The 25,972-nt window shown below is 44.3% G+C and carries 35 protein-coding genes, 1 tRNA gene and 2 riboswitches; of the genes, 24 read left to right on the top strand and 12 right to left on the bottom strand.

Going from position 1 to position 25,972, the window contains the following annotated elements; genetic code table 11:
* The first annotated feature begins 11 nt into the window (after window positions 1-11).
* From BR63_RS00580 to BR63_RS19910, 5 genes are all read left to right on the top strand, one after another.
* Window positions 12-788, top strand: coding sequence for an enoyl-CoA hydratase/isomerase family protein (locus BR63_RS00580; protein ID WP_034423690.1), 777 nt, complete (start codon window positions 12-14; stop codon window positions 786-788).
* Between the two features lie 190 nt (window positions 789-978).
* The gene (locus tag BR63_RS00585; RefSeq protein WP_034423689.1) at window positions 979-1,680 is read left to right on the top strand and encodes a FadR/GntR family transcriptional regulator; all 702 of its coding nucleotides are present in this window, start codon (window positions 979-981) and stop codon (window positions 1,678-1,680) included.
* Between the two features lie 33 nt (window positions 1,681-1,713).
* A complete protein-coding gene (locus BR63_RS00590; protein WP_034423687.1) occupies window positions 1,714-2,961 on the top strand; it encodes a nickel pincer cofactor-dependent isomerase, group 22 in 1,248 nt (415 codons plus the stop codon).
* A gap of 103 nt (window positions 2,962-3,064) precedes the next feature.
* Window positions 3,065-3,415 carry a hypothetical protein gene (locus BR63_RS00595; RefSeq protein WP_034423685.1) on the top strand — a complete coding sequence of 117 codons (351 nt, stop codon included), beginning with the start codon at window positions 3,065-3,067 and terminating at the stop codon, window positions 3,413-3,415.
* A gap of 76 nt (window positions 3,416-3,491) precedes the next feature.
* Window positions 3,492-3,656, top strand: coding sequence for a M78 family metallopeptidase domain-containing protein (locus BR63_RS19910; RefSeq protein WP_420825497.1), 165 nt, complete (start codon window positions 3,492-3,494; stop codon window positions 3,654-3,656).
* A 178-nt stretch (window positions 3,657-3,834) separates the two neighbouring features.
* Here BR63_RS19910 and BR63_RS00600 read toward each other — a convergent pair whose 3' ends face one another.
* The 4 genes from BR63_RS00600 to BR63_RS00615 form a co-directional block, all read right to left on the bottom strand.
* Window positions 3,835-4,392, bottom strand: coding sequence for a GrpB family protein (locus tag BR63_RS00600; protein WP_081908223.1), 558 nt, complete (start codon window positions 4,390-4,392; stop codon window positions 3,835-3,837).
* Window positions 4,380-4,682 (bottom strand): type II toxin-antitoxin system RelE/ParE family toxin, encoded by a 303-nt coding sequence (locus tag BR63_RS00605; protein WP_034423681.1) that lies wholly within the window; start codon window positions 4,680-4,682, stop codon window positions 4,380-4,382. Before BR63_RS00605 ends, BR63_RS00600 begins: the two co-directional genes overlap by 13 nt.
* Entirely contained in the window at window positions 4,669-4,941 is a 273-nt protein-coding gene (locus tag BR63_RS00610) for a type II toxin-antitoxin system Phd/YefM family antitoxin (protein WP_034423679.1), read from the bottom strand. The genes BR63_RS00605 and BR63_RS00610 overlap by 14 nt, the downstream gene beginning before the upstream one ends.
* Window positions 4,942-5,505: 564 nt before the next feature.
* Window positions 5,506-5,590: transfer RNA gene (locus tag BR63_RS00615), tRNA-Leu, on the bottom strand.
* A gap of 46 nt (window positions 5,591-5,636) precedes the next feature.
* Here BR63_RS00615 and BR63_RS00620 point away from each other — a divergent pair.
* Window positions 5,637-5,792 carry a hypothetical protein gene (locus BR63_RS00620; protein WP_153802130.1) on the top strand — a complete coding sequence of 52 codons (156 nt, stop codon included), beginning with the start codon at window positions 5,637-5,639 and terminating at the stop codon, window positions 5,790-5,792.
* 48 nt (window positions 5,793-5,840) lie between these two features.
* Here the strand turns inward: BR63_RS00620 and BR63_RS00625 are convergent, their stop codons facing one another.
* Window positions 5,841-6,614 carry a sulfite exporter TauE/SafE family protein gene (locus BR63_RS00625; protein ID WP_034423677.1) on the bottom strand — a complete coding sequence of 258 codons (774 nt, stop codon included), beginning with the start codon at window positions 6,612-6,614 and terminating at the stop codon, window positions 5,841-5,843.
* Between the two features lie 67 nt (window positions 6,615-6,681).
* Window positions 6,682-7,266, bottom strand: coding sequence for an ANTAR domain-containing protein (locus BR63_RS00630; RefSeq protein WP_034423675.1), 585 nt, complete (start codon window positions 7,264-7,266; stop codon window positions 6,682-6,684).
* 311 nt (window positions 7,267-7,577) lie between these two features.
* Between BR63_RS00630 and BR63_RS00635 the strand changes: the two genes are divergently transcribed.
* Window positions 7,578-7,751, top strand: a complete 174-nt coding sequence (locus BR63_RS00635) for a cytochrome c3 family protein (protein WP_081908222.1) — start codon at window positions 7,578-7,580, stop codon at window positions 7,749-7,751.
* Between the two features lie 337 nt (window positions 7,752-8,088).
* Window positions 8,089-9,936 carry an asparagine synthase (glutamine-hydrolyzing) gene (gene asnB, locus BR63_RS00640; protein ID WP_034423673.1) on the top strand — a complete coding sequence of 616 codons (1,848 nt, stop codon included), beginning with the start codon at window positions 8,089-8,091 and terminating at the stop codon, window positions 9,934-9,936.
* A 32-nt stretch (window positions 9,937-9,968) separates the two neighbouring features.
* Here asnB and BR63_RS00645 read toward each other — a convergent pair whose 3' ends face one another.
* From BR63_RS00645 to crcB, 6 genes are all read right to left on the bottom strand, one after another.
* Window positions 9,969-11,039: a branched-chain amino acid aminotransferase gene (locus BR63_RS00645; protein ID WP_034423671.1), complete on the bottom strand. Its 1,071-nt coding sequence runs from the start codon at window positions 11,037-11,039 to the stop codon at window positions 9,969-9,971.
* An 83-nt stretch (window positions 11,040-11,122) separates the two neighbouring features.
* On the bottom strand, window positions 11,123-11,455 hold the full coding sequence (locus BR63_RS00650; RefSeq protein WP_034423669.1) for a CGGC domain-containing protein: 333 nt from the start codon (window positions 11,453-11,455) through the stop codon (window positions 11,123-11,125).
* Window positions 11,456-11,516: 61 nt separating this feature from the next.
* A riboswitch (M-box (ykoK) riboswitch) is annotated at window positions 11,517-11,683 on the bottom strand.
* A gap of 57 nt (window positions 11,684-11,740) precedes the next feature.
* Window positions 11,741-12,148 carry a YkvA family protein gene (locus tag BR63_RS00655; RefSeq protein WP_034423667.1) on the bottom strand — a complete coding sequence of 136 codons (408 nt, stop codon included), beginning with the start codon at window positions 12,146-12,148 and terminating at the stop codon, window positions 11,741-11,743.
* Between the two features lie 88 nt (window positions 12,149-12,236).
* A complete protein-coding gene (locus BR63_RS00660; protein ID WP_034423665.1) occupies window positions 12,237-13,394 on the bottom strand; it encodes an MFS transporter in 1,158 nt (385 codons plus the stop codon).
* Between the two features lie 83 nt (window positions 13,395-13,477).
* Window positions 13,478-13,819 carry a DUF190 domain-containing protein gene (locus tag BR63_RS00665; RefSeq protein ID WP_034423663.1) on the bottom strand — a complete coding sequence of 114 codons (342 nt, stop codon included), beginning with the start codon at window positions 13,817-13,819 and terminating at the stop codon, window positions 13,478-13,480.
* A gap of 12 nt (window positions 13,820-13,831) precedes the next feature.
* Window positions 13,832-14,218, bottom strand: a complete 387-nt coding sequence (gene crcB, locus BR63_RS00670) for a fluoride efflux transporter CrcB (RefSeq protein ID WP_034423661.1) — start codon at window positions 14,216-14,218, stop codon at window positions 13,832-13,834.
* Between the two features lie 39 nt (window positions 14,219-14,257).
* Window positions 14,258-14,319, bottom strand: a riboswitch (Fluoride riboswitch).
* A gap of 282 nt (window positions 14,320-14,601) precedes the next feature.
* Between crcB and BR63_RS00675 the strand changes: the two genes are divergently transcribed.
* The 16 genes from BR63_RS00675 to phnH all read left to right on the top strand — a co-directional run bounded on the left by BR63_RS00675 (window position 14,602) and on the right by phnH (window position 25,966).
* The gene (locus BR63_RS00675; RefSeq protein WP_051965971.1) at window positions 14,602-14,943 is read left to right on the top strand and encodes a DUF5320 domain-containing protein; all 342 of its coding nucleotides are present in this window, start codon (window positions 14,602-14,604) and stop codon (window positions 14,941-14,943) included.
* A 298-nt stretch (window positions 14,944-15,241) separates the two neighbouring features.
* Window positions 15,242-16,060: a 4Fe-4S binding protein gene (locus BR63_RS00680; protein ID WP_051965969.1), complete on the top strand. Its 819-nt coding sequence runs from the start codon at window positions 15,242-15,244 to the stop codon at window positions 16,058-16,060.
* The gene (locus tag BR63_RS00685; protein ID WP_034423660.1) at window positions 16,053-16,577 is read left to right on the top strand and encodes a hypothetical protein; all 525 of its coding nucleotides are present in this window, start codon (window positions 16,053-16,055) and stop codon (window positions 16,575-16,577) included. The genes BR63_RS00680 and BR63_RS00685 overlap by 8 nt, the downstream gene beginning before the upstream one ends.
* Before the next feature lie 143 nt (window positions 16,578-16,720).
* The gene (locus BR63_RS00690) at window positions 16,721-17,980 is read left to right on the top strand and encodes an IS91 family transposase (protein ID WP_187142658.1); all 1,260 of its coding nucleotides are present in this window, start codon (window positions 16,721-16,723) and stop codon (window positions 17,978-17,980) included.
* Window positions 17,928-18,182, top strand: coding sequence for a hypothetical protein (locus BR63_RS00695; RefSeq protein WP_243269976.1), 255 nt, complete (start codon window positions 17,928-17,930; stop codon window positions 18,180-18,182). Before BR63_RS00690 ends, BR63_RS00695 begins: the two co-directional genes overlap by 53 nt.
* A gap of 284 nt (window positions 18,183-18,466) precedes the next feature.
* The gene (locus tag BR63_RS00700; protein WP_243270043.1) at window positions 18,467-18,787 is read left to right on the top strand and encodes a helix-turn-helix transcriptional regulator; all 321 of its coding nucleotides are present in this window, start codon (window positions 18,467-18,469) and stop codon (window positions 18,785-18,787) included.
* Window positions 18,784-19,263: a permease gene (locus BR63_RS00705; protein ID WP_034426139.1), complete on the top strand. Its 480-nt coding sequence runs from the start codon at window positions 18,784-18,786 to the stop codon at window positions 19,261-19,263. Before BR63_RS00700 ends, BR63_RS00705 begins: the two co-directional genes overlap by 4 nt.
* A complete protein-coding gene (locus BR63_RS00710; RefSeq protein ID WP_034426137.1) occupies window positions 19,260-19,787 on the top strand; it encodes a permease in 528 nt (175 codons plus the stop codon). Before BR63_RS00705 ends, BR63_RS00710 begins: the two co-directional genes overlap by 4 nt.
* Before the next feature lie 91 nt (window positions 19,788-19,878).
* A complete protein-coding gene (locus BR63_RS00715; RefSeq protein WP_034425683.1) occupies window positions 19,879-20,331 on the top strand; it encodes a DUF2680 domain-containing protein in 453 nt (150 codons plus the stop codon).
* A gap of 234 nt (window positions 20,332-20,565) precedes the next feature.
* The gene (locus BR63_RS00720; protein WP_034425607.1) at window positions 20,566-21,591 is read left to right on the top strand and encodes a phosphate/phosphite/phosphonate ABC transporter substrate-binding protein; all 1,026 of its coding nucleotides are present in this window, start codon (window positions 20,566-20,568) and stop codon (window positions 21,589-21,591) included.
* A gap of 11 nt (window positions 21,592-21,602) precedes the next feature.
* Window positions 21,603-22,394 (top strand): phosphonate ABC transporter ATP-binding protein, encoded by a 792-nt coding sequence (gene phnC / locus BR63_RS00725; RefSeq protein WP_034425605.1) that lies wholly within the window; start codon window positions 21,603-21,605, stop codon window positions 22,392-22,394.
* A complete protein-coding gene (locus tag BR63_RS00730; protein WP_034425603.1) occupies window positions 22,384-23,169 on the top strand; it encodes a PhnE/PtxC family ABC transporter permease in 786 nt (261 codons plus the stop codon). The genes phnC and BR63_RS00730 overlap by 11 nt, the downstream gene beginning before the upstream one ends.
* Window positions 23,166-24,035, top strand: coding sequence for an ABC transporter permease subunit (locus BR63_RS00735; RefSeq protein ID WP_034425600.1), 870 nt, complete (start codon window positions 23,166-23,168; stop codon window positions 24,033-24,035). Before BR63_RS00730 ends, BR63_RS00735 begins: the two co-directional genes overlap by 4 nt.
* Window positions 24,036-24,060: 25 nt before the next feature.
* On the top strand, window positions 24,061-24,777 hold the full coding sequence (locus tag BR63_RS00740) for a GntR family transcriptional regulator (protein ID WP_034425597.1): 717 nt from the start codon (window positions 24,061-24,063) through the stop codon (window positions 24,775-24,777).
* Window positions 24,778-24,928: 151 nt separating this feature from the next.
* The gene (phnG, locus tag BR63_RS00745) at window positions 24,929-25,351 is read left to right on the top strand and encodes a phosphonate C-P lyase system protein PhnG (RefSeq protein ID WP_034425594.1); all 423 of its coding nucleotides are present in this window, start codon (window positions 24,929-24,931) and stop codon (window positions 25,349-25,351) included.
* Between the two features lie 21 nt (window positions 25,352-25,372).
* Window positions 25,373-25,966, top strand: a complete 594-nt coding sequence (gene phnH / locus BR63_RS00750) for a phosphonate C-P lyase system protein PhnH (RefSeq protein WP_034425592.1) — start codon at window positions 25,373-25,375, stop codon at window positions 25,964-25,966.
* The last annotated feature ends 6 nt before the right edge of the window (window positions 25,967-25,972 follow it).

Below are 25,972 nucleotides of genomic sequence, written 5' to 3' on the forward strand. Positions count from 1 at the left end.
AGGTAAAAAGGATGTATAAACACCTGGTACTTGAAAAAGAAGAAAACATCGGCCTGTTGACCTTGAACCGTCCTGAAATGAACGCTTTATGTAACGAGATGGTTGACGAACTGGATAAGGTCTTAATGACACTGGAACAAGACAGTGAGGTAAAGGTTTTAATTATTACAGGAGCAGGGAACAAAGCTTTTATGGCGGGTGCTGATATCCGTGAACTTGATAAAAGGGATTTTATCTTGGGACGCCAGCAGACCAAACGCCGTCAGGATGTTTACAATAAAATCTCCAATTTGCATGTGCCCACCATTGCAGCAGTTAACGGTTTTGCGCTGGGAGCAGGGTTGGAACTTGCCCTGGCCTGCAGTATCCGTATTGCCTCGGATAAAGCCAAGTTCGGCGCTCCCGAAGTAAATCTGGGGATAATTCCGGGAGACGGGGCCACCCAGCGGTTGCCCAGGGTAATCGGCCAGGGAAGGGCCATGCACATGATTATTACCGGGGAAATGATTACTGCCGAGGAAGCCCTGCAGTACGGCCTTGTTACAAAAGTGTTTCCGCCGGAGGGATTGCTTGACGGCGCTAAGGAAATAGCTAAAACCATCATGAAAAAAGGCCCCCTGGCAGTCATGTACGCCAAAGAAGCTGTCAACAGGTCCCTTGATACCTCTCTTTTCGTCGGTTTAACCTTAGAGTCCTATCTTCATGCCCTGGCCTGCGCCAGCGAGGATAAGAAAGAAGGCGTCGAAGCTTTTCTTAATAAAAGAAAACCCGAGTTTAAGGGAAAATGAACGGAATTAAAGAAGCTTATAGATTAGGTTATCCTCAAGGTTTATCTGAAATTGCCTCAGGGAAGCTCTAATAAGTGAAGGCCCTCCCCTGTTAACCGGGGTGTTGTTATATTAAAAGAATATTTGTTGCATCATGACGAAATAAGAGATAATCTTATAATATCATTAGGTTAGCAGAGGAGGGTATCACATGACACAGATTAGAAAAACGAAACTATATGAAGAAGTAATACAGAGAATTGAAGAAATGATAAAGACAAATCAGATGCAGCCAGGTGATAAGCTTCAATCCGAAAAAGAACTTGCTGCTTACTTTGGAGTAAGTCGAATGGCTATCAGGGAAGCGTTGAGTGCGCTGCAGGCTGCGGGTTTACTTGAAGTGAAACATGGTTCAGGCATATTTATTCGCAATGTAAATGAAAAACTAACCAATCCCCTTACCCTCAGGCTTTTAACAGATAAAGAGAACCTGTTAAACATCCTGGAGTTACGGAAAGGACTGGAAACCGAAGGCGCTTTCCTGGCTGCGCTCCGGGCTGATGCTGCGGATCTCAGCAGACTTCACGAATGCCTGGAGGATATGGATAAGGAAATCAAGAGAGGCGGCAGCGCAGCCCAGGAAGACTTTAAGTTTCATTGTGCCCTCATGAAGGCTACCCACAATCCTGTCTATAGCAATGTATTCGATACGATATCCAATATCTTCCATGAAGGATTATTGTCAAGTCACGAGTATTTTAGGGTAAATCAGGGTCCCCGGTTGGTAGTCTTGGATGAACACAGGTTAATATACGAAGCAGTTAAAAACAAGCAGCCGAAAAAGGCACGGGAGGCCATGAGAAAACACCTGGAAAATGTCGAGGAAAAGCTGCGTAAAGTTGATTTTGTCTAGTTCCTGGTAATCTGAACTAGTGAGGTTTATGTCATGAGATATCCTAGAATATATAATGTTCGTCAGGTTTTTCCCCAGGATAAAATTTGCGACATAGCCGGTGAGTTAAGCACCCAGTTGGAGGAAGTAGGGGTCAGGTCCATTTTCTCACCGGGGGAAAGAGTTGCTGTTGCCGTAGGAAGCAGAGGAATTGCTAATATTAGTAAAATTATTAGCGTTCTGGTGGAGAAACTGAAGGTACTGGGTACGAATCCCTTTATCGTACCGGCTATGGGCAGTCATGGCGGAGCTACTGCGCAAGGTCAGGTCGAGGTACTGGCCAGTTTGGGTATTACAGAAGGGACAGTGGGGGCCCCAATTGTCTCTGACATGGAAGTTGTGGAATTGGGGAAGACCGGCAGCGGGGCTACAGTTTATATGGATAAGAATGCATGGTCGGCAGACGCCATTGTGGTCGTGAACAGGGTCAAACCCCATACCAGATTTAAAGCGGAAAACGAAAGCGGTCTAATGAAGATGGTATCTGTGGGACTGGGCAAGCATAAAGGGTGCAGCCAGATGCATGCCTATGGCCTTTTCCCTACTGTTGTCGAAGCAGCCCGTTTGGCCTTAAGCAAAGCACCGATAAGGCTGGGGATTGGCATTGTAGAGAACTCCTACGATGAAACTGTCAAAATCGTAGCTGTAAAAAAAGAAGATTTAGAAGCGGTAGACGCCCAGTTGTTAAAGCTTGCCAAAAAGCTGATGCCCTCACTGCCCGTTGAAGATATAGACCTGCTTGTAGTTAAAGAGATAGGTAAAAATATCAGCGGCACAGGAATGGATGTTAACGTTCTGGGGAGGGTGACACAGCCTATTACTAATGAGGTTGATACTCCCAGGATAAAACGAATAGTTGCTCTAGAAATAACGGAAGCTTCCCACGGCAATGCCCTGGGGATGGGTTTAGCAGACGTTGTTCCCCGCCGTTTTGCAGATCAAATTGATTTTGAGGCCACCTACGCTAACGTTCTTGCGGCTGGAGTTCTTGACAGGGGTAAAATGCCGGTGGTTTGCAAGAATGACCAGGAGGCCATCACCGCAGCCCTTAAGTCTATTGAAAGGCTAGAACCGCCAAAGGCCCGCCTTATTTTTATCCGTAATACCCTGGAATTAAGCCATCTCAAAGTATCCGAGAGCATTTTGGCAGAAATAAGGAATCTGCCCTTTATCGAGGTTTTAGATGATGGCTTTGATCTGGGATTTGACGAACACGGTAATATAGCTGATAAGTGGTGGTGAATAACGTTATGAGACGCAACAGATTTAAACTGTTGCGTCTCATAATATTATGGGCAGTCATGGAGGAGGGACTCCGGAAGGACAGAGGGAGATCCTGACCAGCTTGAATATTACCGAAGAGACCGTAGGTTGTCCTGTGGTTTGCTCTTCCGATGTAGTGAAGATTGGTGTAACCCCAACTCATAACATTGATGTTTACTGCGCCAGGGAAGCTGTAGAAGCTGATGGCCTCATAGTAGTCAATAGAGTAAAGTGTCATACTGCTTTCAGGGCACCACGGGAATCGGGGCTCCTGAAAATGATGGGGATAGGTTTGGGCCGTGTACCAGGGGCGGATGCAATCCATTCAATTGGAACGGAGCATATTGGTATGGTAATGCTAATGGCATTGGCCTGGCCGACTTTACTACCCGTAAACTCGTTGATAAGATTGACTTTCATGCTACCTATCTAAACTGCATGACAACGGGGTTCCTACAGCAGGGAATGACTATGATTAAAAATCAAGAACTGAAAGATGCGCCTCAGTTATATATATTAATAGCAATATGAATCTGGGCCGGCAGATTTACTCTACCGCACATGAATTCAAGCATCTGTTCTTTGACGATATGACAGTGAACAGCGTGTATATCTGTAAAGGGGAAATAAGGAAGAGGAGATTACCGCAGACTTATTTGCAGCTCATTTTCTGATGCCCTATGATAAAGGGCAAATACCACTTTCAGGACAGTAAAAGTGTGAATTGTTTGAACCTCCATGGTGATATATCAATATCAGTGGAGGTTTAATCTTCATAAAGTCATTTGTCTGTCTTGCGTGATTATTCATGCAATACTTTTAGCTAAAATAATACGGAAGTGGTTTGTATGTTTAGAGCCTTTGTAGAATTTCATCTATAAAATATGATTTTGCTATCCTATACATTGTTCTATTATCCCTGTACTTATGAGCAAGATAAATTTTCAAGGCTTGGTACTCGTTAGCAGCTTTACTATTTTGTCTAAGATATTTTCGAAATGCAAGGTTTTCTACCCAATAAGAACTACCCTTTGTCACAAGATGTAAATGATGTGTATTATTATCCGATGAGCCTTTTACGAAAAATATCCTATCCGGTCTTCCACATTCACCAAGACAGTGATAACCGATGCTTATAAGAGATTTAGTGGTGCTATCATACTCATTATTATTGTCAACACCCACCATAATGTCTATTATTGGTTTTGCAGTCATATTAGGTATTGAAGTACTCCCTATATGACAAATTGCAATTGATGAATTTTTAACCACAGAGAGTATTTCTTCTTTTTCTTGCTCAAACTGTTTTGGCCAGTCAGGATTGTACACTTCTAATTTTACTACGTTATAAGGAAGGCCCATATATTTAAATTCTCCATCTAAAGAGTTTTCTTCTCTTATAGTAGCCATTCATAATGGCGCTTGCCGTAGAGAATGCGGCGTATCTGCACCGTATCAGCTTTTACAACAAAAAACACCAAATAGTTTTCTACAATCAGGCAGCGGTATCCCTTAGCCTTCAGGGCAGCATCCCGAACAAAGGGAAACCGTTCCGGCATTTCGGCAAGGCTGCCGATTTTTTCTATAATAAGATCATAATAATTGATTGCGGCCTGTGGTGATAGCGTATTGAGGTAGCTGACAATATCCTTCAGGTCCGTTTTAGCATTGGAAAATATCTTGATTTTATACTTGCCCATGTACGCTGTTCCTTAGCTGTCTTGCGACCTCAAAAAAATCCTCACCCTTTGCACCGTTTGCTATTTCTTCCTCTGCTTCGGCAAGTTTTGCATACAGGCTTATTAATGCCTGCTGCCGTTCGTATGTTTCTAGGCTCATCACAACCATATCGCCGACACCGTTTTTTGTAATGAAAACGGGTTCTCTTGATTTATGGCAGAACTCAGAAATATCATTGGCATTGTTTCTTAAATCGGAGATCGGTCTAATGTTCGGCATATCAAATGCTCCTTATATCAATATTAGTATTTATATTATATCAGAATATTGAGAGCCGAGTCTACGCGGCCGAATTATTTATCACCAGGTTCAATTTATAACAGGAGTTATGCAGTTGGTGGAAATAAAAGCCCCCATAATCGCAGGGGATGGTAATTTTTACCACCACTCTGGCGATATGGGTGATATTGATGAGCAAGCTTTGTAAACCTACTTTCGAGAAAAAAGATCACGGGCGAGGTGCCGGGATTCCTGTACTCAAGACAATTTGGGATTTATTTGATCTGTCCCTTTTATTTTCACAATCAGGAACCCGTAAACACTCCGGAATTTCGGCATGGCTTCTAGTCTTTTGCTTACATCTGTGGCCTGATTGATAACGTAATTTCCATTAATAAAAATGCTGAGTTTTCAACTAACGCTCCCTTTTTACAACAGCCCAAGTGATAGTCACCTCACATGACATACGATTTTTTTGTAACACGACCGTGTTACACGACCCAAAACAAAAAAGGCTTACGTTTTCTCATTTCGAGAATCTCGTAAGCCTTTAATCATCTTAGTTGGTGCGGAAGATGGGACTTGAACCCATACGCCTTGCGACACACGCCCCTCAAACGTGCCTGTCTGCCAATTCCAGCACTTCCGCATGTATTGTTTTGTGACAAGAAATATCTTAGCATGGAAGCGAAATAATGTCAAGTAAGAATCACTGGATTGTAGGCGCTACCATGCTGGGCGTCAAACCTGCGGAATTACTAAATGTAGAGCCTTATGGCAAGAACGGGCAAAAAGGTTGGCATGAGTGCCAGCTTTATTTTTCCGAGATAAAGGATCTCAGTTTCCTGTAAGTCCGTAATTTGGGAAGACTAAAACAGGTCTTTTTTTATCACCTTCATTTAAAATAGTTGTTTGAGATACTCAAATACACCCAGGAGTTTGGCGGCCATGATGATGGCTACCACAATGAGGAATAACCGGATCCACTTATCCCCTTTGGCCACGACAAAGGAACTACCTATCCAGCCGCCGATACCGTTACCCACGGAGAGCGTTAAGCCCAGAACCCAGTCCACTTTGCCTTCCAAGATAAAGACTACCAGGGAGATGAACATATAAAAAAGGACCACGAAGTTCTTTAAGCTGTTAATCTTGATCAGCGACATTCCCGTGAGGAGTGAGAGGCTGGCGATAATAATAAAGCCAACTCCGGCCTGGATAAACCCACCGTACATACCCACGAAGAAAAAAACAATGGCGGACAAAATGCGGCGGGGCAGGGACAGTTCCTCCTCGGGTTTTTCTACAGGTTGCTCGGGCTGCCGAACGATGAGAAAAAGAACGATGATCATTACGCCGGCCAGGATTTTATTAAAAATGGCATCCGGGAGATCAATGGCCAGTTTGGCCCCCAGATAAGAACCGATCATAGCCGGAATACCTAAAGTAAGGCCAAGCTTTAAATCAAAGTAGCCTTTCCGGCGAAAGTTAATGGCCGCGGCAATACCTTGCACCGTTAGAGCTACGCGGTTTGTGCCGTTGGCCAGGGCTGACGGCATCCCTAAAAAAATAAACATAGGCATGGTGAGGAGAGAACCTCCTCCGGCCACGGTATTTAGGAAACCCGCAATAACGCCGACAACCAGGATCAATAGTACTGTACCAATCGTCATAGGCTAATCCTTTCGCAAAAAGATATCATTATTTTACCATATCTGGTATTGATGGTGACCAAAGTATTCACACTATTTTCATTGTATTATTCTTTTTCTTATTGGGTATTCCTCCTATGTGAGGGAGAAAAACATCTTTCTCCAACTGGCCCCGTAGAACCCTTTGTGAAACGGTAAGGAGAGGCAGCCGGGTACACATACTGGTATGTAGCAAGGTTCTGTGGGCCTGGGGTTCACTTAAAGCATATTTACGCATAACCTTGTCTTTGGCCAAAAGGAAGACCTTCTGGGGAGGAATGAGGGAATCTGCCCCCGGGAATTTAGCCAGGAGGAGTTCTAAGGCCTCTTCCAGGTGAAAGGTATCTGTGGAAATTTTGTTTGAGGGTTCTTGTAAAAACCATAGGGTTAACCGGGAAAAAGCCTGTTCCAGCAGGATTACATTGTGATTCTGAAGGACTGCTTTATATCTGGTGTGATAATAATGGGGTGACTGCAGGATAACCAGGGAAGGTTCCATAAAGTCGAGTACTGTGGGGGCATTAAATTTGACCGCCTCCCCTATCACAGTGAAAGAACGTTTAGTTAGCAGTCTTTTGATACGCAGGGTAATTTCAGGGGAAGCAACTGCAATATAAACCCGCTTACTGTCCAACTCCACTCTCTCCCTTCAAAGCGATTCATTGATGAAATATATGTGGCAGAGGAAAGATGGTGCATCTCAGTACAATAAAAAATGCCTTAATCTTACACTGCACCTATATTGGCTTAAGTACGGGCCAGGTACTGCTGCATAAACACGGGAGGGAATTGGCATTTTATATAAGGACAGCCCCAGAAAGGAGCCACAAAGATAAATAGATTTAAGTAAGGCGGCTTATTACCTGTCATACCAAAGGAGAACCGGTAAAGGACCAGCAAGGTCAATACACGACACAAAACCATTACGGAGCGAGGCACTGGTTTATGAGCGCCCAGACCAACCATGAAGGTATGACCTGTCTTGATTGCCATACTTCCAACAAAGAGAATAAAGAAGGAAAACTTCTTGTAAAGGATTCGTCCCAGGAAGTATGTGCCAAGTGTCATAAAGGTGAGACGCTGGATGTGGACAAGATTATGGTGGGAGAATTCCACTGACCCTATAACCATATTACCCGTGACCATAGTTTCGGTGTTATCAGTTATCCCTCCCTGGGAGATGATCCTAATACCAAGTCTGTGGAAATTACTAAGCCAGATACTATTAAGTACTTAGAAAAGTATATGAGGAAATAGTATATGAAAAAATCCCATGCAGCAGCATGGGATAAATTTGAGATAATCACACAAAAACTGTAGCATCATTTTAACCCCCGCATATTATGTACTGCAGAAAAGTTCAATATGAATTGAGGACAATGGCGCCCTCAAAAAGTCGAGCATGACTTTTGGAGGGCCTTTCATTTTGGACAAAACTAAAAGGGGGTTTTTCTGCATGTGTGGAATTACAGGTTGGATTGACTGGGAACTGGATCTGACCCAGCAGGAACGAATTATCGATAAGATGACCGAGACACTGGCACCCAGGGGACCTGACGATTCGGGAAAATGGCTGTCCACCCACGCCGCCTTCGGGCATCGCCGTCTAAGTGTTGTTGACCCCGCCGGCGGAGCCCAGCCCATGGTGCGGGAGCGGGGAGGGAAAACCTATGTTGTGACCTACAATGGGGAACTCTATAATACGCCGGAATTACGCCGGGAACTGGAGAGCCGGGGTTATGTTTTTTCAACCAATTGTGATACGGAAGTATTGCTGGTGTCTTACATGGAATGGGGGCCCCAGTGTGTGGAAAGGTTTAATGGCATCTATGCTTTCGGGATCTGGGATGATGCGCAAGAGACTTTTTTTATGGCTCGTGACCGCATGGGTGTAAAACCCCTTTTTTATACAGTGAGAGGTAAATCTCTAATTTTTGGTTCCGAATTAAAAACTATTTTGGCTCACCCCGCTGTAAGACCGGTAGTGGGGGAGGAAGGCCTGGCTGAAGTGTTAATCATGGGCCCGGCCCGCACGCCGGGACATGGTGTCTATGAAGATGTTTATGAAGTCCGTCCTGGTTATAGTGTGTTGTACAATAGAAACGGCATCCGTCATATCAAATACTGGACCTTGCGGAGTTTACCCCATCATGATGACCTGGAGACGACCACTGCCACGGTAAGGCACCTGGTGGAGGATTCCATTGAACGGCAGTTGGTGGCGGATGTGCCTGTTTGCACCTTTCTCTCGGGGGGCCTTGATTCCAGTACTATTACCGCCATTGCCGCCCGGGAATTTGTCAAAAGAGGATTGGGTACCCTGCGTACTTTCTCTATAGATTATAAAGATAATGACCGGTATTTTAAGGCCAGTGAGTTCCAGCCCAATGCCGATGCACCCTGGATAGAAAGGGTAGCCCGGCACCTTGGTACCCGGCAAAAGGTAGTGATGGTGGATATCCCTCAACTGGTGGGAACCCTGGAAGAAGCCACCGTAGCCCGGGACCTTCCCGGTATGGCCGATGTTGATTCCTCCCTGCTTTATTTCTGCCGGGAAGTCAAGAAAGAAGCAACGGTGGCCCTTTCCGGCGAATGTGCCGATGAGGTTTTTGGGGGATACCCCTGGTTCCATAATGCAGAGGCCTTGCTGGCTGATAGCTTCCCCTGGGTGCGTTCCCTGGAGGAAAGGATTAAGTTGTTTAAACCTGGGCTGTTTAAGTCTTTCCAACCTCAGGAATATATTGTCCAAAGATACAGGGAAACCATTGCCGAAGTGCCCCGGTTGGAGGGAGAAGATCCCCTGGAGGCGAAAAGGCGGGAGATGTTCTACCTCAATCTCAACTGGTTTATGAGTACTTTGCTAGACCGTAAAGACCGCATGAGCATGGCCACAGGCCTGGAAGTTCGCGTTCCTTTCTGTGACCACCGCCTGGTGGAATACGTCTGGAATATTCCCTGGGAAATGAAAACGGTGGACGGGAGGGCCAAAGGCATCCTGCGCCGGGCTCTCCAAGGGTTACTGCCCCATGATGTGCTGGAGCGGCATAAGAGTCCTTATCCTAAGACTCATAACCCTGCTTACACGGAAGCCGTAAGGTCGGCGCTTCAAAAAATACTGGAGGATCCTGCTTCACCGCTGCTGCAGGTAATAAATGTACCGTTTATTAGAAAAATAATGGAATCCTCGGAGGAAATCTTTGACCGTCCCTGGTTCGGCCAGCTGATGAAAGGGCCCCAGCTCTTTGCTTATCTCATCCAGGTCAATACCTGGCTCAAAACATATAAGGTAGAGATTACTTGTTAAAAGTGAAGACCCGGTAATAAACCGGGTCTCAATTACTCAATCTCTTCCATCCAGCCAAATTTATCGGCAAGCTTACCGTACTGGATGCCCGTAATTTCATCATAAAGGCGTAAGGATGTCTCTCCGGTCTCACCGTTATTAATGGTGATGACCTTACCGTTCCAGTCTAAGAGGGAAACAGGAGAGATGACGGCGGCCGTACCGGTGCCAAAAACCTCCTGAAGTGTGCCTTGAGCATGGGCCGCATAGACTTCTTCAATGGAAATGTTACGCTCGCTGACTTTTAAACCCCACTGGCTAGCCACCTGGATAACAGAATCCCTGGTCATTCCGCCCAGAATACTGCCTTCCAGGGGAGGGGTAATGAGTTCATCGTTGATTTTGAAGAAGATGTTCATGGTCCCCACTTCTTCGATATATTTCTTCTCCACACCATCTAGCCAGAGCACCTGGGTGTAGCCTTTCTTTTTCGCTTCCTCTGCGGCCAGGAGGCTGGCGGCATAATTGGCGGGAGTTTTAGCGAAACCCAAACCCCCTTTGACGGCTCTCACATATTCAGACTCAACCCAGATTTTTACTGGTTTAAATCCTTCCGGGTAGTAGGCACCGACAGGTGAAAGGATAATGAATAACCGGTAGGTAGCTGAAGGCTTAACCCCTAAAAAGGAATCGGTAGCGATAATAAAGGGTCTGATATATAAAGAAGTCATTTCCCCGGAGGGTACCCAGTCTTTTTCAATGCTAAGTAATTTCTTTAGACCCTTCAAGACAAATTCCACATCAATGGGGGGAATACATAAACGTTCGGCCGAACGGTTCATCCTGGACAGATATGACCTGGGTCTAAAAACTGTAATTTTGCCGTCCACAGTACGATAAGCTTTCATTCCTTCGAAAATGGCCTGGCCATAATGAAGAACAATATTAGCGGGGTCCATGAGGAAAGGACCATAGGGCTCGATTCTGGCATTATACCAGCCTTTACCTTCGGCATAGTCCATCACAAACATGTGATCTGTAAATATTTTCCCAAATCCTAACTGGTCGTCTTTGGGTTTGGGTTTCGGGCTATTAGTAAGATTTATACTGATCTCACTACTCATACTCCGGCCTCCTCTGTAAATGCATAACTATTTTTAAAAAGTATTTCCACAGAAGAGGGAAAACTCCTGCTTCATTTTGGAGTTTAATGAGTATAATCAATTAATTTAATCGATTCACCTAACTTTTTCTGGATGGTTTCTTTCATTTTATCAGCGTGGGGACAGGCAAATCCTATAGGGTTTCCTCTTGTAATGCAGGAGGCCAGGACAATAGTGTCCGCGCCTCGTTTGACTATTTCAGCGGCCCTGGTTACTGCTTTTTTCCCGGGACAACCTCCACAGGTATTTACGCCAATTACTTCGATATCCTCTTCTACACCTTCAAATGCGCATTTCTTTTCCTTCATAACTTTAAAATCCGTAGTGGCTGGGCACATATCCTCAGTTTGCATACATCTGATTAAACCAACCTTCATCTCATATCCTCCATATAAAAATTCCCCACTCTATCACGAGTGAGGAATAGAATAACGGTATTATTTATTCCCCTCGTGACAGCTTTGGCTCTATACAACGTAAGGGTTAATCCCAGCTACATTAGGTAACACCTTAAGCCGATGTTGCCTGCTAACCCTTTGGCATCTCTCGATGTTTCAGGGCAGTAGCATGTTTTTGTATAGTAACCTCACCTAACGGGTTAATTTGTCGTATTTAATTATACACCTTTCTGTATCTTTGTAAAATAATTTTAACTCAATCCATTATTTTATTTTCATCGTATAACGAATTACCAAAGCAATGAGGAGGAGCCAAATAAAAATGATTACCCCTGCCGCCATCCAGTTGGTCGGTTTCGTTTGCATCAGTTCCGCTTTCTTCTGAGCATCTTCCATTACCTCTACAGGGATTAGCTTTAAAGCTAATGATACGCCCAGGGGTATGAGAATTAGATCATCCAGGTAGCCTAAAACAGGAACAAAGTCCGGTATAAAATCAATGGGGCTGAAGGCATAGGCCACTACGCAAGCGATAAAGACTCTGGCATACCACGGTACTCTGGGATCTTTATAGGCAAAAAATAAGGTATATACTTGCTTTTTAAGTATCCTGGACTGGCGCTTTAGTTTGCTTAAGAGACTTTCCTTTTCCACGGTATTACTTTTTTCCATAAATAATATTCTCCCGGAAATACTTATTATGATATTTATTTGTTTATTGGTTTGGATATAAGCATAAATGATAATGAGTTTATGATAGTTAAACCTGTTCTCCCCCGTTATTTTTCAGTGCGATGATTAGGCTCAAGGCTGCCAGTATACCTAAAGCTGCTCCGAAAAAGAAAGGAACCCTGGATCCAAAGGCTTTCCATAAATAGCCGACCAGAATAGAAGCAGGGAGTAAACCAATTCCGGTTATGGTAGCATAAAGACCCATGAGGGTAGCCCGTTGACTCTCCGGGGCTAAATCGGCGACAAAGGCTTTTTCCACACCTTCACTAAAGGCAGCGTATATACCGTAGAATCCAAAAAGAAGCCAGAAGTGGGTGGGTTTTGTAGCCAAAGCGAAGCCAAAATAGATAAGCCCATAAAACAAGTAACCCGTTACAAGGACTATTTTACGTCCGATCAGGTCGGATAAACGACCGGCGGGGTAGGAGAAAAGAGCATAAACTACATTATAGAGCAAATAGAGAAGGATAACTTTGGCAGGATCAAAACCGTAATCCTGTGCCCTTAAGAGGAGAAACTGGTTAGAAGAGTTTCCTAAAGCAAAAAGAAAGATAATAATGAGAAATTTTTTTAAGCTGGGATCAAGGTCTGACCAGGACAGGTTTAACCGCTTACGTATGGTGTTTTTCTCAGATTTAACTTCCCTGACCAGAAAAAGCAAACCTATACCGATAAAAGCCGGGATAAGGGAGAGGATAAAGACAGTTTCATAACTTTTAAGATAAGATGAAAACAGGTAATAGGCGATAAGTACCCCCACCACTGCACCTAAGGTATCCAAGGTCCGGTGCAGGCCAAAAGCACTGCCGAATTTCTCCCGGCAGCTGGCTTGGGCAATTAAAGCGTCACGGGGAGCAGTTCTGATACCTTTGCCAAAACGGTCGAGAACTCTACCCCCAAAGACCCACAGCCAGGAAGAAGAAAAGACCAACACCACTTTACCGAGACCGGAGAAAGAATAGCCGCTAATGGCCAGGGGTTTCCTGCGATCGATTTTGTCCGACCAGTATCCGGAGAAAACTTTGAGAAGGCTGGCCAGGGACTCGGCTATTCCCTCAATGATTCCCAATATGGCTGGAGAGGCACTCAACTTTGAAGTTAAGTAAAGTGGTATGAGAGGATAGACCATTTCAGAACTGACATCGGTAAAAAAACTCACCAAACCTAACAAGATAATGGTACGCACTTAGGAACATCCTTCTTTCAATCTTCTTTAGCTAAAATTATATCTAATTTACAGCGAGCCGTTAACTTATTACTGAAGCTTTATTAGCTTTGTTTAGGTGTGTATTTAATAATTTCCACATCTTCGATGGTAATCAAGCCTTCGTTTACAGCTTCATCCAGAAAGGGCATGAGTTTTTCGATATATTCCACACTGTCTACAATCTCCACGATGATGGGTAAGTCATTGGAAAGATCCAGTAGACGAGCTGTCTTAATGCGGGTGTTAGGACCAAAACCTTCAATTCCTCTTAAGACAGTAGCCCCGGCTAAGCCCAGTTCCTTGGCTTTCATGACAATGGCATGGTAGAGTAAATTTCCTTTGAATTTACTGGCTTCACCGATGTATATTCTTAATCTCCTGGCCTGGCCTGATATTTTAACCATGCTATTCCCTCCTTACTTTGTGATTAATTGGGCAGCTACGGTTCCCAACCAAACCGCAACCAAGCCGATTAAGAGGCTGCCCGCTCCATTGAGAAGAGCTATTTTGATCTGGCCATTCTTAATTATATTAAGTGTCTCCAGGCTAAATGTGGAGAAAGTTGTAAAGGCTCCTAAAAAACCCACGGCTAAAAAGGCCCGTGTATTGGGATTGATCACCAGCTTTTCAACCCCCAGTACATAGACAAGTCCCAGCAGAAAACAGCCCAGCATATTGACCACAAAAGTCCCCCAGGGGAAGATGTATTCTCCTCTTTCGTAAATCCAGGTGGAAAGAAAATACCTCCCCAATGCACCCAAGGCGCCACCCAGGGCGATAAAAGCATAAGTGGCATAGTGCAATTCTTTCGACCTCCCTTAGAAAAATAAAGGCTCCTACCTAAGGAGGTAGGAGCCATCAGCTGATGTTAGCATTTTCGGCGAGCCCCATCGCCATTGGTATTCATTTAACATAAATATATCATTTATAACTTAATTTGTATAGAGGATCTATAGTTTGTCTTTACCATGATGTTTAAATTAGCCATAAATATACATTACTTGAAGTGAAGGCAGCACTACAATTAGATAAGTGTGAAGTTGGACAAGTAATTGACCTGGTACTAGGTCAAATACGTAACGTGGATAAGTTAACAATAAAAATAATTGACATATGCTCAAAAATGATATATCGTAATATTGGACATATGTCCATAAATTATACAAAAATTTAAGGGGGAATTAAAATGCCAGGTTTCAATGGAAGGGGACCCTCTAACCGGGGACCAATGACAGGTTGGGGGAGAGGATACTGTATCACAGAAGTCACACCTGAAAAGGAGGCGGCCTGGGCCGGGCTGGGTTTTGGCTTGGGCCTGGGTTTAGGGAGAGGACTGGGCAGGCGTTTAGGTAGAAGATTTAGCGGTGCCTTGGGCCGGGGCCTTAGGTGCTGGGGACTTAGAGGGGCTTTGCAGCCTGACCTGGATCAGTCCTTCCTGAAAGAACGGGCCACTTACTTAAAAGAAGAGTTAAACAGGATCGAGGCATTACTGAAACAAGAAAAAGAAAGTAATGACGAGAACAAATGAGCAGAGGGGTATACCCTTTGCTCATTTGGCAATTATTTTAAAACAGCTTAAGAAGACCGGAACTTTTTTAGTTCCGGCCTTCTTGTTATTGGGGACATTCCTGTCCCAGTGAATGACCCATCCTTCAGCCGGTGTGTCCCCTTTCCTACTTAAAAATTTCTTGCAAAATTATGGTTATTGTCATATGTTTAAAATATCTGATATTCTTTTCTTCATATCTTCTTAATAATTTCCCCACAACTAATAAAACGTCAAATATTAATATTAAGATAAAAAGATTTGTCTGGAGGTTTTAGTTATGAAGAAACAAAACATACTGTCTCCCCGTATGATAGTGCAAACCATCTTTCTTGTCATTGTTGCGCTATTTGTGTTTAGCCCATATCTTTTCGACAAAAGCAGTAAAGCCGAAAGTCTTTGTCCCCTGGGCGGCTTAGAATCCTTACCCCAGGTGATCATGGGGACAAACCTGTTGAATCATATCAATCCCTCTAACGTGGTTTTGCTGGTTGCCATCATTATTTCTACTCTCCTCGTGGGGAGACAATTTTGCAGCTGGATCTGCCCCTTAGGTACTTTACAGGAGTGGATGAGTAACCTTGGGAAAAAGTTAAAACTCACCATTGCTGTCCCGGAAAAAGTGGAAAAAATCCTGGCTAAATTAAAATATGTAATTTTGTTTTTGATTTTATTTGGCACTTACACAACAGCTACCCTGGTTTTCCGCGAGCTTGACCCCTTCTATGCCCTGTTCCACCTGGCCAATCCCACCTTAAGCGGGGCCTTTATCGTCTTTGCTTTGGTCTTAGTTCTCTCCCTTTTTATCCCCCGGGTATGGTGCCGGTTTTTATGTCCTCTGGGGGCCTTTGTCAATATTCTAAGCATCGCCAGTTTGGTCAAACCTTACCGCAATGAAAACAAATGTATTGGCTGCGGCCTCTGTGACAGAAAGTGCCCCGTTCAGGTTCAGGTATCCAAAAGCACAGTACTTTTGAACGACAGCTGTAATCACTGCCTGGACTGTATGGATGCGTGTCCGAAAAAAGGAGCCCTGGATTTCAAACTGGGTTATGTGCCATCCAAGAAAAGTGAAAAAGAGGTGAACCATAATGCTTAATAAGAAAACGGTCATAATGATAATGCTTGTATCTTTCCTGGGAACCATCGTCGTGGCCAATGTACTGGGTTTCTGGTCCATGTCAGTTGAAGAAGGGGTCTCCGGTGATACCTTACTCATTGAGGTTTCCAAGAAGTATCAAATACCTTTGGAAGAAATCTATGCCTATTGGAAGATTCCTTCCAGCGTGTCTCCCCGTGCCACTGTTTCCGATGCTAAAGCCGTGGCAGGATTTTCTACCGGCCAGTTTAAAGCCTGGGTAGCAGCAAAAACTGCCGTACCTGAATTAAAACAGGTGGAAGAAGTCGCTACCTCTGAATTAACTCTGGAAATTAAAGGATCAACTACTTTACAGCAAATATCCGACACCTATAAAATTCCCCTTGATGTCATTTTCACCAAATGGAAACTATCCAAGATGATTTCGCCCAATACGCCTTTAAAGGAACTTAAGGATGGCTACGGTTTTACCATGGAAGAATTTAAGGCCTGGGTGGCAGAAACGAGGAAAAAGTAAGCGGTAAAGAGCGGACAAATATGTCCGCTCTTTTTAACGTATAGGAAAGTATAAAAATTTTTGTGGTTCTCAGCCCTTGCTAAGCAAGGGTTTTTTCATTTTTTAACGAAAGCAGGAAGTAGTTGTTAGAAAGGTGAGAACATATGGGCCAGGATAATATCTTAAGAGAGATATTTTTTGATGAGAACAAGCATTGGGAAAAGTTTGTTAATAAATACGAAGACAGAATACGTCCTGTTGTGATAAAGGAAATCAATAAATTTAATCGATGTGGACAAAAAGAAGCAGGATTTACTCTGTTCGCATGTCCGGTATGTGGAGAAATGAAAATAGTTCCTCACACGTGTAAGGGACGTTTTTGTACATCGTGCGCAACCGGATACACCCAAGAATGGAGTCGAGAAACCAGTAAAAGAATGTATCCGGTTCCTCATCGCCACATCATGTTTACAGTGGACGAACGTTTGTGGGAAATATTTACCCGTCATAGAGAACTCTTGAAAGATCTAATGGACCTGGCAGTAAAAATACTATTAGAATGGCTGAAGAAAAGAGGAAAAGTCAAATCCGGCGCCATGGTAGGAATACATACCTTTGGAGCAAGAATGAACTTCAATCCCCATGTACATATCCTAGTAACTGAAGGTGGTTTTGACGGAGCGGGGAAATGGGTTGTTAAAGACTTTATCCCATATGTAATGCTGAGGAAAAGGTGGCAGGCGGCAGTAATGGAGATGTTGAAGAAAAAACTGCCGGAACAAGAAGTTAAACGATATAAGAAGTTGTTTCAAAAGATATGGGATGATAACCCTGAAGGATTTGTAATCTATGGTCCGCCCAATAAAAAAGGACAAGGGTCAGTAGAAGCCCAAGTAGGATATATAGGGCGGTACATGAGAAGACCTGCCATGGCGTTAAGCAGAATTGTAGACTATGACGGGGAAAATGTAACCTTTAAATACTTTGATAAAACAGAGCAAAAAGAAAAACAAGAAACCATCACCGTAGAAGAATTCATATCACGGATAATAAGGCATATACCGGATGAGCAATTTAAAACAATCCGGTATTATGGAATTTACTCCAGAAGGAGTAAAAGATTGGCTGACAAATTAATGGAAGCATACCTGGGAAGGCAGAAAAGAAGGAAAAACGGCCAAAGAGGAAAGCAACGGATAGGCTGGAGAAATAAAATAGAAGAATTCACAGGAAAAGACCCGTTAGAATGTATGAGATGTAAAGAGATAATGGAATACAAGGGGAAAGTGTGTCTAAAATCAGGGATATTGAAAGTTGTTGATGCCGTAGATGACTTTGCTAAAAAAAGACTAAAGGAGTTGGCAGGAATAGATGAGCCCAGTAAGCAGAAAAAGAAAGAAACACGCAAAGAAAAAGCCGCCTAAAGTAGGCGGCAAGGCAACCATCAAATTTGTTTGTTTGCAGTGTAACATAGAAGAAGACATTCCGAAGGAAGTGGTGGATTACTGCGATATGATGGATGACGGAGATATTTCAGTTCCACCAAGGTTTAGTTGTGAGGTTTGTGGCGGTGAGATGCGCCCAAAAGAATACTTAGGTGTGCATGGTATTAAATATGAGTTATAGGAACCAAAGAGCGCGCGACCTTGGTCGCGCTTTTTTTAATTGGGGGACATTCCTGTCCCTAGAGGATTACCCGTACTTCAGCAGGTGTGTCCCCTGACCTTGTTGCTTCAGCAGGTGTGTCCCCTTTCCTTTAATAAGAGATAATTGACAATTACCCAGTAAGAGGAGTAAATTATATATATGTAAATTACATATAAGGACGTGATGTATTTATGTGTCGGGAACATGATAAAAACTGTAATCATGACTCTTGTGGTTGTCGGGGGGGGAGAATTGAAAAGTTTATGGTACCTTGCTTGCTCCTTTTACTTTTAAAAAAAGAGCCCACCCACGGCTACGACCTCATGGAAGACCTGGCCGTCTTTGGGCTTGACAATGACCCAGGGGCCGTATACCGGACCTTAAGGCGTTTGGAAAGTGATGAATTAGTTTCGTCAGCCTGGGATACGGAAGGCGGCGGAGCAGCCAAACGGCTGTACAGGATTACGCCAGGTGGCAGGGAATTTCTCTTTACCTGGGTAAAGACCATAAGAAGAACCCGGAACATCTTAGACAAATTCCTTCTGATGTATGAAGAATTGGCAGGCGAGGAGGGGGCACAGTGACTTTTAGTATAATCCTGTTTTCCATCACAGGCCTGTTGTTATTGCTTTCATTTCTTAAAAGTAAAGAAAAAACCAAAAAGGCTTTAACAATTGCCTTAAAATCTTTTCTCAACATCCTTCCCGTCATGCTGGGAGTAATAGGGTTAATAAGTCTTTCCCTAACTCTCCTACCCCCCTCATCTATTGTGAAATTCTTTGGTCAAATCAATTTAATCAATACTCTTACCGTAGCCGGCATCGGTTCAATTATGCTTATCCCGGGGCTGATAGCCTTTCCTTTGGCTGCCGCCCTTTTAGAACAAGGGGCTGCCCTGCCTCTCGTGGTCATATTTATAACTACTCTGATGATGGTGGGAATTATGACTTTACCTATGGAGATAAAGTTTTTTGGTAGAAACTTCGCCCTGATGAGGAATATAATCGGGCTGGCAGCTGCTTTAATCGTTGGTGTTGTCATGGGGGTGATCTTACCATGACCACCTTAAAAAGATACAGGTTATTCATAGCCGTTCTGGTTATTACTTTTTTGCTGACGCTGAAAGATATATCATTAGGTTATCAAACCTTGAGAGTATCGGGCCAATACTTACTGGATATGCTCACCATTCTTCCACCCATCTTCATTTTGATAGGCCTTCTAGATGTCTGGGTTCCCAAAAAGATTGTAGAGGATAATGTGGGAGACCAGTCCGGAATCAAAGGGATTTTGATTTCCATCTTTGTTGGTTCCGCCGCGGCAGGTCCTTTGTATGCCGCTTTTCCCGTAGCAGAGGCTATGCTCCGGAAAGGAGGCAGTTTGGCCAACGTGGTTATTTTTCTGGGTACCTGGGCCGCGATCAAAATCCCCATGATTATGATGGAAGTGAAGTACCTGGGATGGACTTTTTCCCTGACACGGTTGGCCCTGACCCTGCCTGTCATCATATTGAGCGGCTTCGTGATGCAGAACTTATTGAAAAGCAAAGGGGACACAAATTCAACGAGGAAAGTGGATTCTTGACAATATCTTGATATTCTCCAGAAAAAATATAAACATTGCTCTGTTATGATAAGACCATCAACACAAAACTTATCTAAGGAGGTAATGTTTCATGAAAAAACGGTCCCTAATTATCCTAACTGTTTCCCTGATGGTGCTCTTCACAACAGCGGTATTTGCAGCTACCTACTCCAATCCGGCTCAGATTATTTCGGGGCTGACAGGGAAGACTGAGGCTGATGTCTATGCCCAGCGTTCCCAGGGTAAGACCTTTGGGCAGATAGCCCAGGAAAATGGGGTCTTCGACCAGTTTAAGTCCGATATGCTCCAGTACAAAAAGGAGATTATTGATCAGCGGGTAGCCAGCGGCACCATCACCAAGGAAAAGGGGGAAGCTATCAAGAAAGCCCTCGATGAAAGAATTGCCGCCTGCACCGGAACACCTGACCCCAATAGAGATCGTTTAGGACAGAAGTTTGGCGGCGGTTTAGGTTTTGGTAAAGGGCAAAGCCGCGGCATGGGCAGAGGAATGGGAATGGGCCAGGGCATGGGCTTTGGCCGATGAGAAAAACCCGGCCCCCCTTAGGGGGTCGGTTTTTTTTTTCATTTCTTCCTGCCATTTTTCCTTGTAGTGGATAACAATCTTAAAGATAACAATCTTAAAAGATTAGGGATTTATACTTATTTTAAAAATAATTTATGCTTCATTTTACACGTTGTTAAATGGGACGTAACTTGTGCAAAATTGTTGCGTGTTAAGCTGATTACGAAACAAGGAAAAGGAAAGGGGTTAGGAAAAATGAAAAAATTTCTCGCGGGTATTTTGCTTATGATGATGATGGCAGTTATCCTGGCAGGGTGTGCAGCCAAGGGTGGGGCCGACAGCAAAAGCATTATTATGGTTTGGTATCCCAATGAGTCGGGGGAAGATTTGAAAGGGGCCCGGGAGGCCATTGGCAAAGTGGTGGAAAAGGCCACGGGGAAAAAGGTCGAGCATAAGCTGACTACTGATTATGTGATTGCCATTGAGGCTCTGGCCACAGGGAATGCCCACATAGCTTTTCTTGGGGCCCAAGGATACATAGAGGCCCACAAGAAAAATCCCAAAGTTCTTCCCTTGGTGGTAAACAGCGGCAAATCTGGGACTTTGGCTGACGCTCAGTATTACAGCTGGCTCTGTGTTAAGCGGGGAGAAGAGACCCAATATAAAAACGGGGAAGCATTTTCCATTGATAATATTCAAGGCAAGCGTTTTTCCTTTGTTTCCAGCAGTTCCACTTCCGGTTTTAAAGTGCCGGCTGCAGGCATTGTTTCATATTTCAGCAAGAAGGAAAATTGGAAAAATCTCAAACAAGAGCATTTAACTGAAGGCGGTAAGGACAAGTTCTTCAGTGAAGTCCTTTTCGGCGGTTCCCACCAGGGATCGGCTGTAAATCTTCTTACGGGCAAAGCAGATGTGGCTGCCTTCTGTGATACCTGTGTGGCCAACTATGTGGAATTGGCTGAAGGGACGGCTAATAAACCAGGGGCTGTATACCGTGTGAAAAAAGATGCTGCTGAACCCTTTGATAAAGTGCCAGGGGCAGAATTCGTGGTAATTTCTTCCACGCCTGTGTTAAATGCGCCCTTTGCCGCCAATACGGAAAAAGTAAGTGAAAAAGACATCAAGGCTCTTCTGGCCCTTCTGACCAGTGATGAAGTGGCCAAAAATCAGGAAATCTTTGTCCCCAAAGGTTCCAGTTTTAAAGGATTGTTTGTAGCCGGGGAACGATTCGTAGAAGTAAAGGACGAGTGGTTTAACCCCATCAGGGAATTATCCAAATAGGGCTGAAAAAGATGTTGTTGGAAGTAAAAAATGTGACCAAATCTTATGGTGGTCCTAAGAAGGCTTTGGACGATATCAGTTTTGTCGTGAAGAAAGGGGAGTTTGTAGCAGTTATCGGCCCTTCGGGCGCAGGCAAGTCCACCCTGCTGCGCTGCATCAACAGGATGGTGGAGGCTTCCAGCGGCGAAGTAATTTTTAGCGGGGCAAGCGTCTATGAACTTTCCGGTCGGGAACTGAGAAGGTTGCGTTCCCAGATAGGGATGATCTTCCAGCATTACAATCTTGTGAACCGCCTCACTGTTATTGAAAATGTTCTCCATGGCCGTTTGGGCTATAAATCTACTTTGGCTGGGGCCTTGGGTCTCTTTACGGAACAGGAAAAAAGACAGGCCTTAGAAATTCTCCAGGCCTTAGGCTTGGAGGAACAGCTCTATCAAAGATGTGACCAGCTTAGTGGAGGACAGAAACAGCGGGTAGGCATTGCCAGGGCTCTTTTACAGAATCCGAAAATGCTTTTGTGCGATGAACCCATTGCTTCCCTGGATCCCAGTGCGGCAAAGATAATCATGGATCACCTGAAAAAAATCAGTCAGGAAAGGGGTATTACCTGCTTGGTAAACCTGCATCAGGTGGATGTGGCCTTGGCCTACTCCGACCGGATTATCGGCATCAAGGAAGGAAGGATAGTTTATGATGGGCCTCCCGGTGAGCTGACTGCGGAAAAAATTTATTATATTTATGGTTCAGAAGCGGGAGAGTTGATCATGGATGTGGGAGGAAGCAGTGGTCTCTATGTTGGATAAGTTTTTCAAGGTCCAAAAAAGAAAAAGATTGATGTTTTTCCTGGTCATCATGGTGATTACGGCCGTTAGTGTGGTTATTACAGAATATGACGCAGGCAAAGGCTTTATGGGGTTCTACAAGGCTCTCAAATGGGCCTTTGCCAACTTTTATCCCGATGCCCAAGCTTTAAGTAAGATGACCGCCATTATGATCAAGCTCAGGGAAACCTTTCTTATGTCCGTGGCAGCAACGACGACGGCAGCCATCCTGGCTTCCCTTTTTGCTTTACTGGGTTCCACTACCACCCAAATAAACAACTTTCTCAGCAAAATAAGCCGGGCTTTTGCTTCTGTTCTCCGGAACATTCCCTTAGTTGCCTGGGCTATGGTTTTGCTCTTCACTTTTGGGCAAAGCTCCCTTACAGGTTTTTTAGCCTTGTTTTTTGCTACTTTTGGTTTTTTAGTCAGAGCCTTCATGGAAACCTTTGACGAAGTAAGTGCCAGTGCTGTGGAGGCTTTAAGAGCCAGCGGGGCCAGCTACGGGCAAATTGTTTTTCAGGCAGTTTTTCCTGCCAGCCTTCCTCAGATGTTGAGCTGGGTTTTGTATATGATCGAAACCAATATTCGTGACGCTACCCTCCTGGGGATTCTGACAGGCACAGGAATCGGCTTTTCCTTTAATCTCTATTTCAGGAGCATGAATTATCATGCCGCCAGCCTGGTGGTCATCGTCATCGTTTTCACGGTATTTCTTATTGAATATCTTTCCAACTATGTAAGGAGGGAAATTCTATGATAGAGCGGGGGGAAGCTCTAAAAAACTTTTGGGTAAGGTGCACTGGACAGGCAGAAGCTAAAACTTCTTTTCCGCCCAAACCCCTGAACAAAGGGGAAATAATCTTAAGAACCACTGTTGTTTTGCTGATTTTTCTTTCTATATATGCTTTTTTTACCTTTGATTATAAGAATATTCAGTTCTCCCAAGCCCTACTTAGCACCCTGGGGAATTTCCAGGTTATGTTTTTGCAGGCGGAGGCCCGGCATTTTACTCTGGCTGAATCCTTGTACCAGGTGGGAATAACCCTGGCCTTGGCTTTTTTAACCACTCTCCTGGGAGCAGTTCTAGCCCTGTTTTTAGGGCTTTTGGCCGCTCAAAATCTTTCCCATCCCTGGCTTGCCTGGAGCGTGAAGGGTTTCGTAGCTTTTATCAGGGCAGTGCCTACAATCTTTTGGGTATTGATTTTTGCTGTGGGTGCAGGCTTGGGCAGTGTGGCAGCGGTCATCGGCATGAGTTTCCATTCTTTGGGTTATTTGATTAAAGCCTATGCCGAATCTTTTGAAGAACTGGACAAAGGTGTTATAGAAGCCTTGCAAAGCACGGGAGCCAGCTGGTGGCAGGTAATCTGGCAGGCAGTCATTCCCTCCTCTGTCACTTATCTTCTCTCCTGGACCTTTTTGCGTTTTGAGATCAATTTTATGAATGCTGTGGCCATGGGTGCCGCTGCCGGGGCGGGGGGAATAGGCTTTGAACTGTTTATGGCCAGCGGTCACTATTTTGATCTGAGGGAAGTGGGTTTTATCACTTATCTTATTTTGGCTGTAGCCTTGGTCCTGGAGATGTTTACCATGAAAGCTAAGGCCAGATTACAGGTCAGAAATTAAATATGATTGAAGTCAAGGTAAGCGTATGGAAGGGAAAAGCAGGGAACAAATCATTAATGACATTATGGACAGAATTATCAGCGAAATTGAAAAAGGAAAATATCAGGAAAGCCCTAAACTGCCCTCGGAGTATGCTTTGGCAGACGAATTAAGGGTGTCAAGGTTTTTGGTACGCCAGGCTTATGAACGGCTCCAGGGACTAGGCTATATATATGCCAAACAGGGGATAGGCCATTTTGTGGTAATAAAGAAGATCTCCATCGAATTTCCCCTTAATTCCGACCAAGGATTCAGTTCCAAAGTGGAGGCCCAGGGCTTTGATGTGCAAACCCGGCAGGTTTCTTTAAAAGTGCGTCAAGCCGGTCCTTTCTTAGCCCGGACTCTGCAGTTGGGAGAGGAAGAAGAAGTATACGAATTGAAAAGGGCAAGGATTGTGGAGAATGTGGTGGCTGCTGTACATACTTCTTATCTCCCCAAGCAGAGAATTCCCCATTTGGAACAGTGGGGAGAAATCCGTTCCTTATTTGCAACCCTGAAAAAATATGAATTGGAGACTTTGGTCCATCAGGGTTCTGTCCTGGAGATAGCTCTGCCCACCCCTGAAGATGTGAAGTTGTTTAAGTGCCCCAAACTTATTCCCCTTATTTTTCTTAAAGGAATCAATGGTGACGGCAGGACAGGGCTTCCCATTGAATATTATGAAGTTAAATACCGAGGAGATATCTTTAAATATAAGCTCTAATGAAACAGCAAAGGTCCCAAGCCCCTTTGCTGTTTTTCTATTTTTTACTTGTCTAGCCATGTTTTTAACAAAAAATTTACTCCTAGTTCACTACATTAGCCTGGCGACAAGTTATACTCGGGGTGAACCGTAAAGGAGGCTGTAGTGCTTTATGGACAGAAGAAGGAGAACCATGATTTTGATCAAGGGGCGTCCCCAACTAGCCCAGGAAATGGCAGAGGACATTATCCGCAAGTATGAGGTGAAGGTTATCGAAAAGCCCCATACCGGCTTAGTCATGGTAAAGGTAAGGGAAAGCGCCCGCCAAAGCCTGTTTTATCTGGGCGAAATCTTGGTTACTGAGTGCAAAGTTCAGATCAACGGCATCTTGGGAGTGGGTATTGTGCAGGATTTCCAAACCCAGCTGGCATACCATTTGGCCGTCATCGATGGTGCCTACAACGCCAATCTGGAAGAGGTAAAAGCCTGGGCTCCCCTTCTATGGGCTGAAGAAAAGGAGATTCTTGCCAGAGAAGCAAGAGAAATGGCAGGCGTGTTGAAAACTAAGGTTGATTTTACCACCATGGATCAATAACAGGGATAAGGAGTAAGAGAAATGGGGTTTGATTATGTTCATGATATCCAAAAAGCTTTTCGCAAAGTCCTTGACAGCACGGCTAGGCCAGGGAAGATCAACAGTCTCAGGGAGGAAAGCCAAAAACTTGATCTGCCCCTCGAGGCCAATAAAGCCGCCCTGCTTTTGATGTTAATGTTGCTGGATAATGAGGTTACATTTTATGTGGCCGGCAGGGAAGGCCCGCAAATTGCCAGATATATGCGACAGCTCACCTATGCTCCCACGGCACCCCTGGAAGAAGCTGCTTTTGTTTTTGTACTGGAAGATGCTGTAGCAGATAACCAATTGCTTACCATCATGGAAAAGTGCAAACGCGGTGACCTTTTGAACCCCCATTTGTCGGCAACCCTGGTAGTGGAAGTTGTCTCGCTCGCTGGAGAAGGGGAGTGGGGCCTGCAGGGACCGGGTATTAAAGGTGAAAATTATCTTTCCATTGCGGCGGAGGATGGTTGGGTTGAGAAGAGAGCAGAGATAAACAAGGAATATCCTTTAGGTATAGAAATGTATTTTTTGGACCGTGCTTATAACCTGGCGGCAATTCCCCGAACTACAAGCATCAGTAAAATGAGGTGAAAAAAA

This window comes from Thermanaerosceptrum fracticalcis, from assembly GCF_000746025.2.
In the GTDB taxonomy this organism is placed as follows: domain Bacteria; phylum Bacillota; class Peptococcia; order DRI-13; family DRI-13; genus Thermanaerosceptrum; species Thermanaerosceptrum fracticalcis.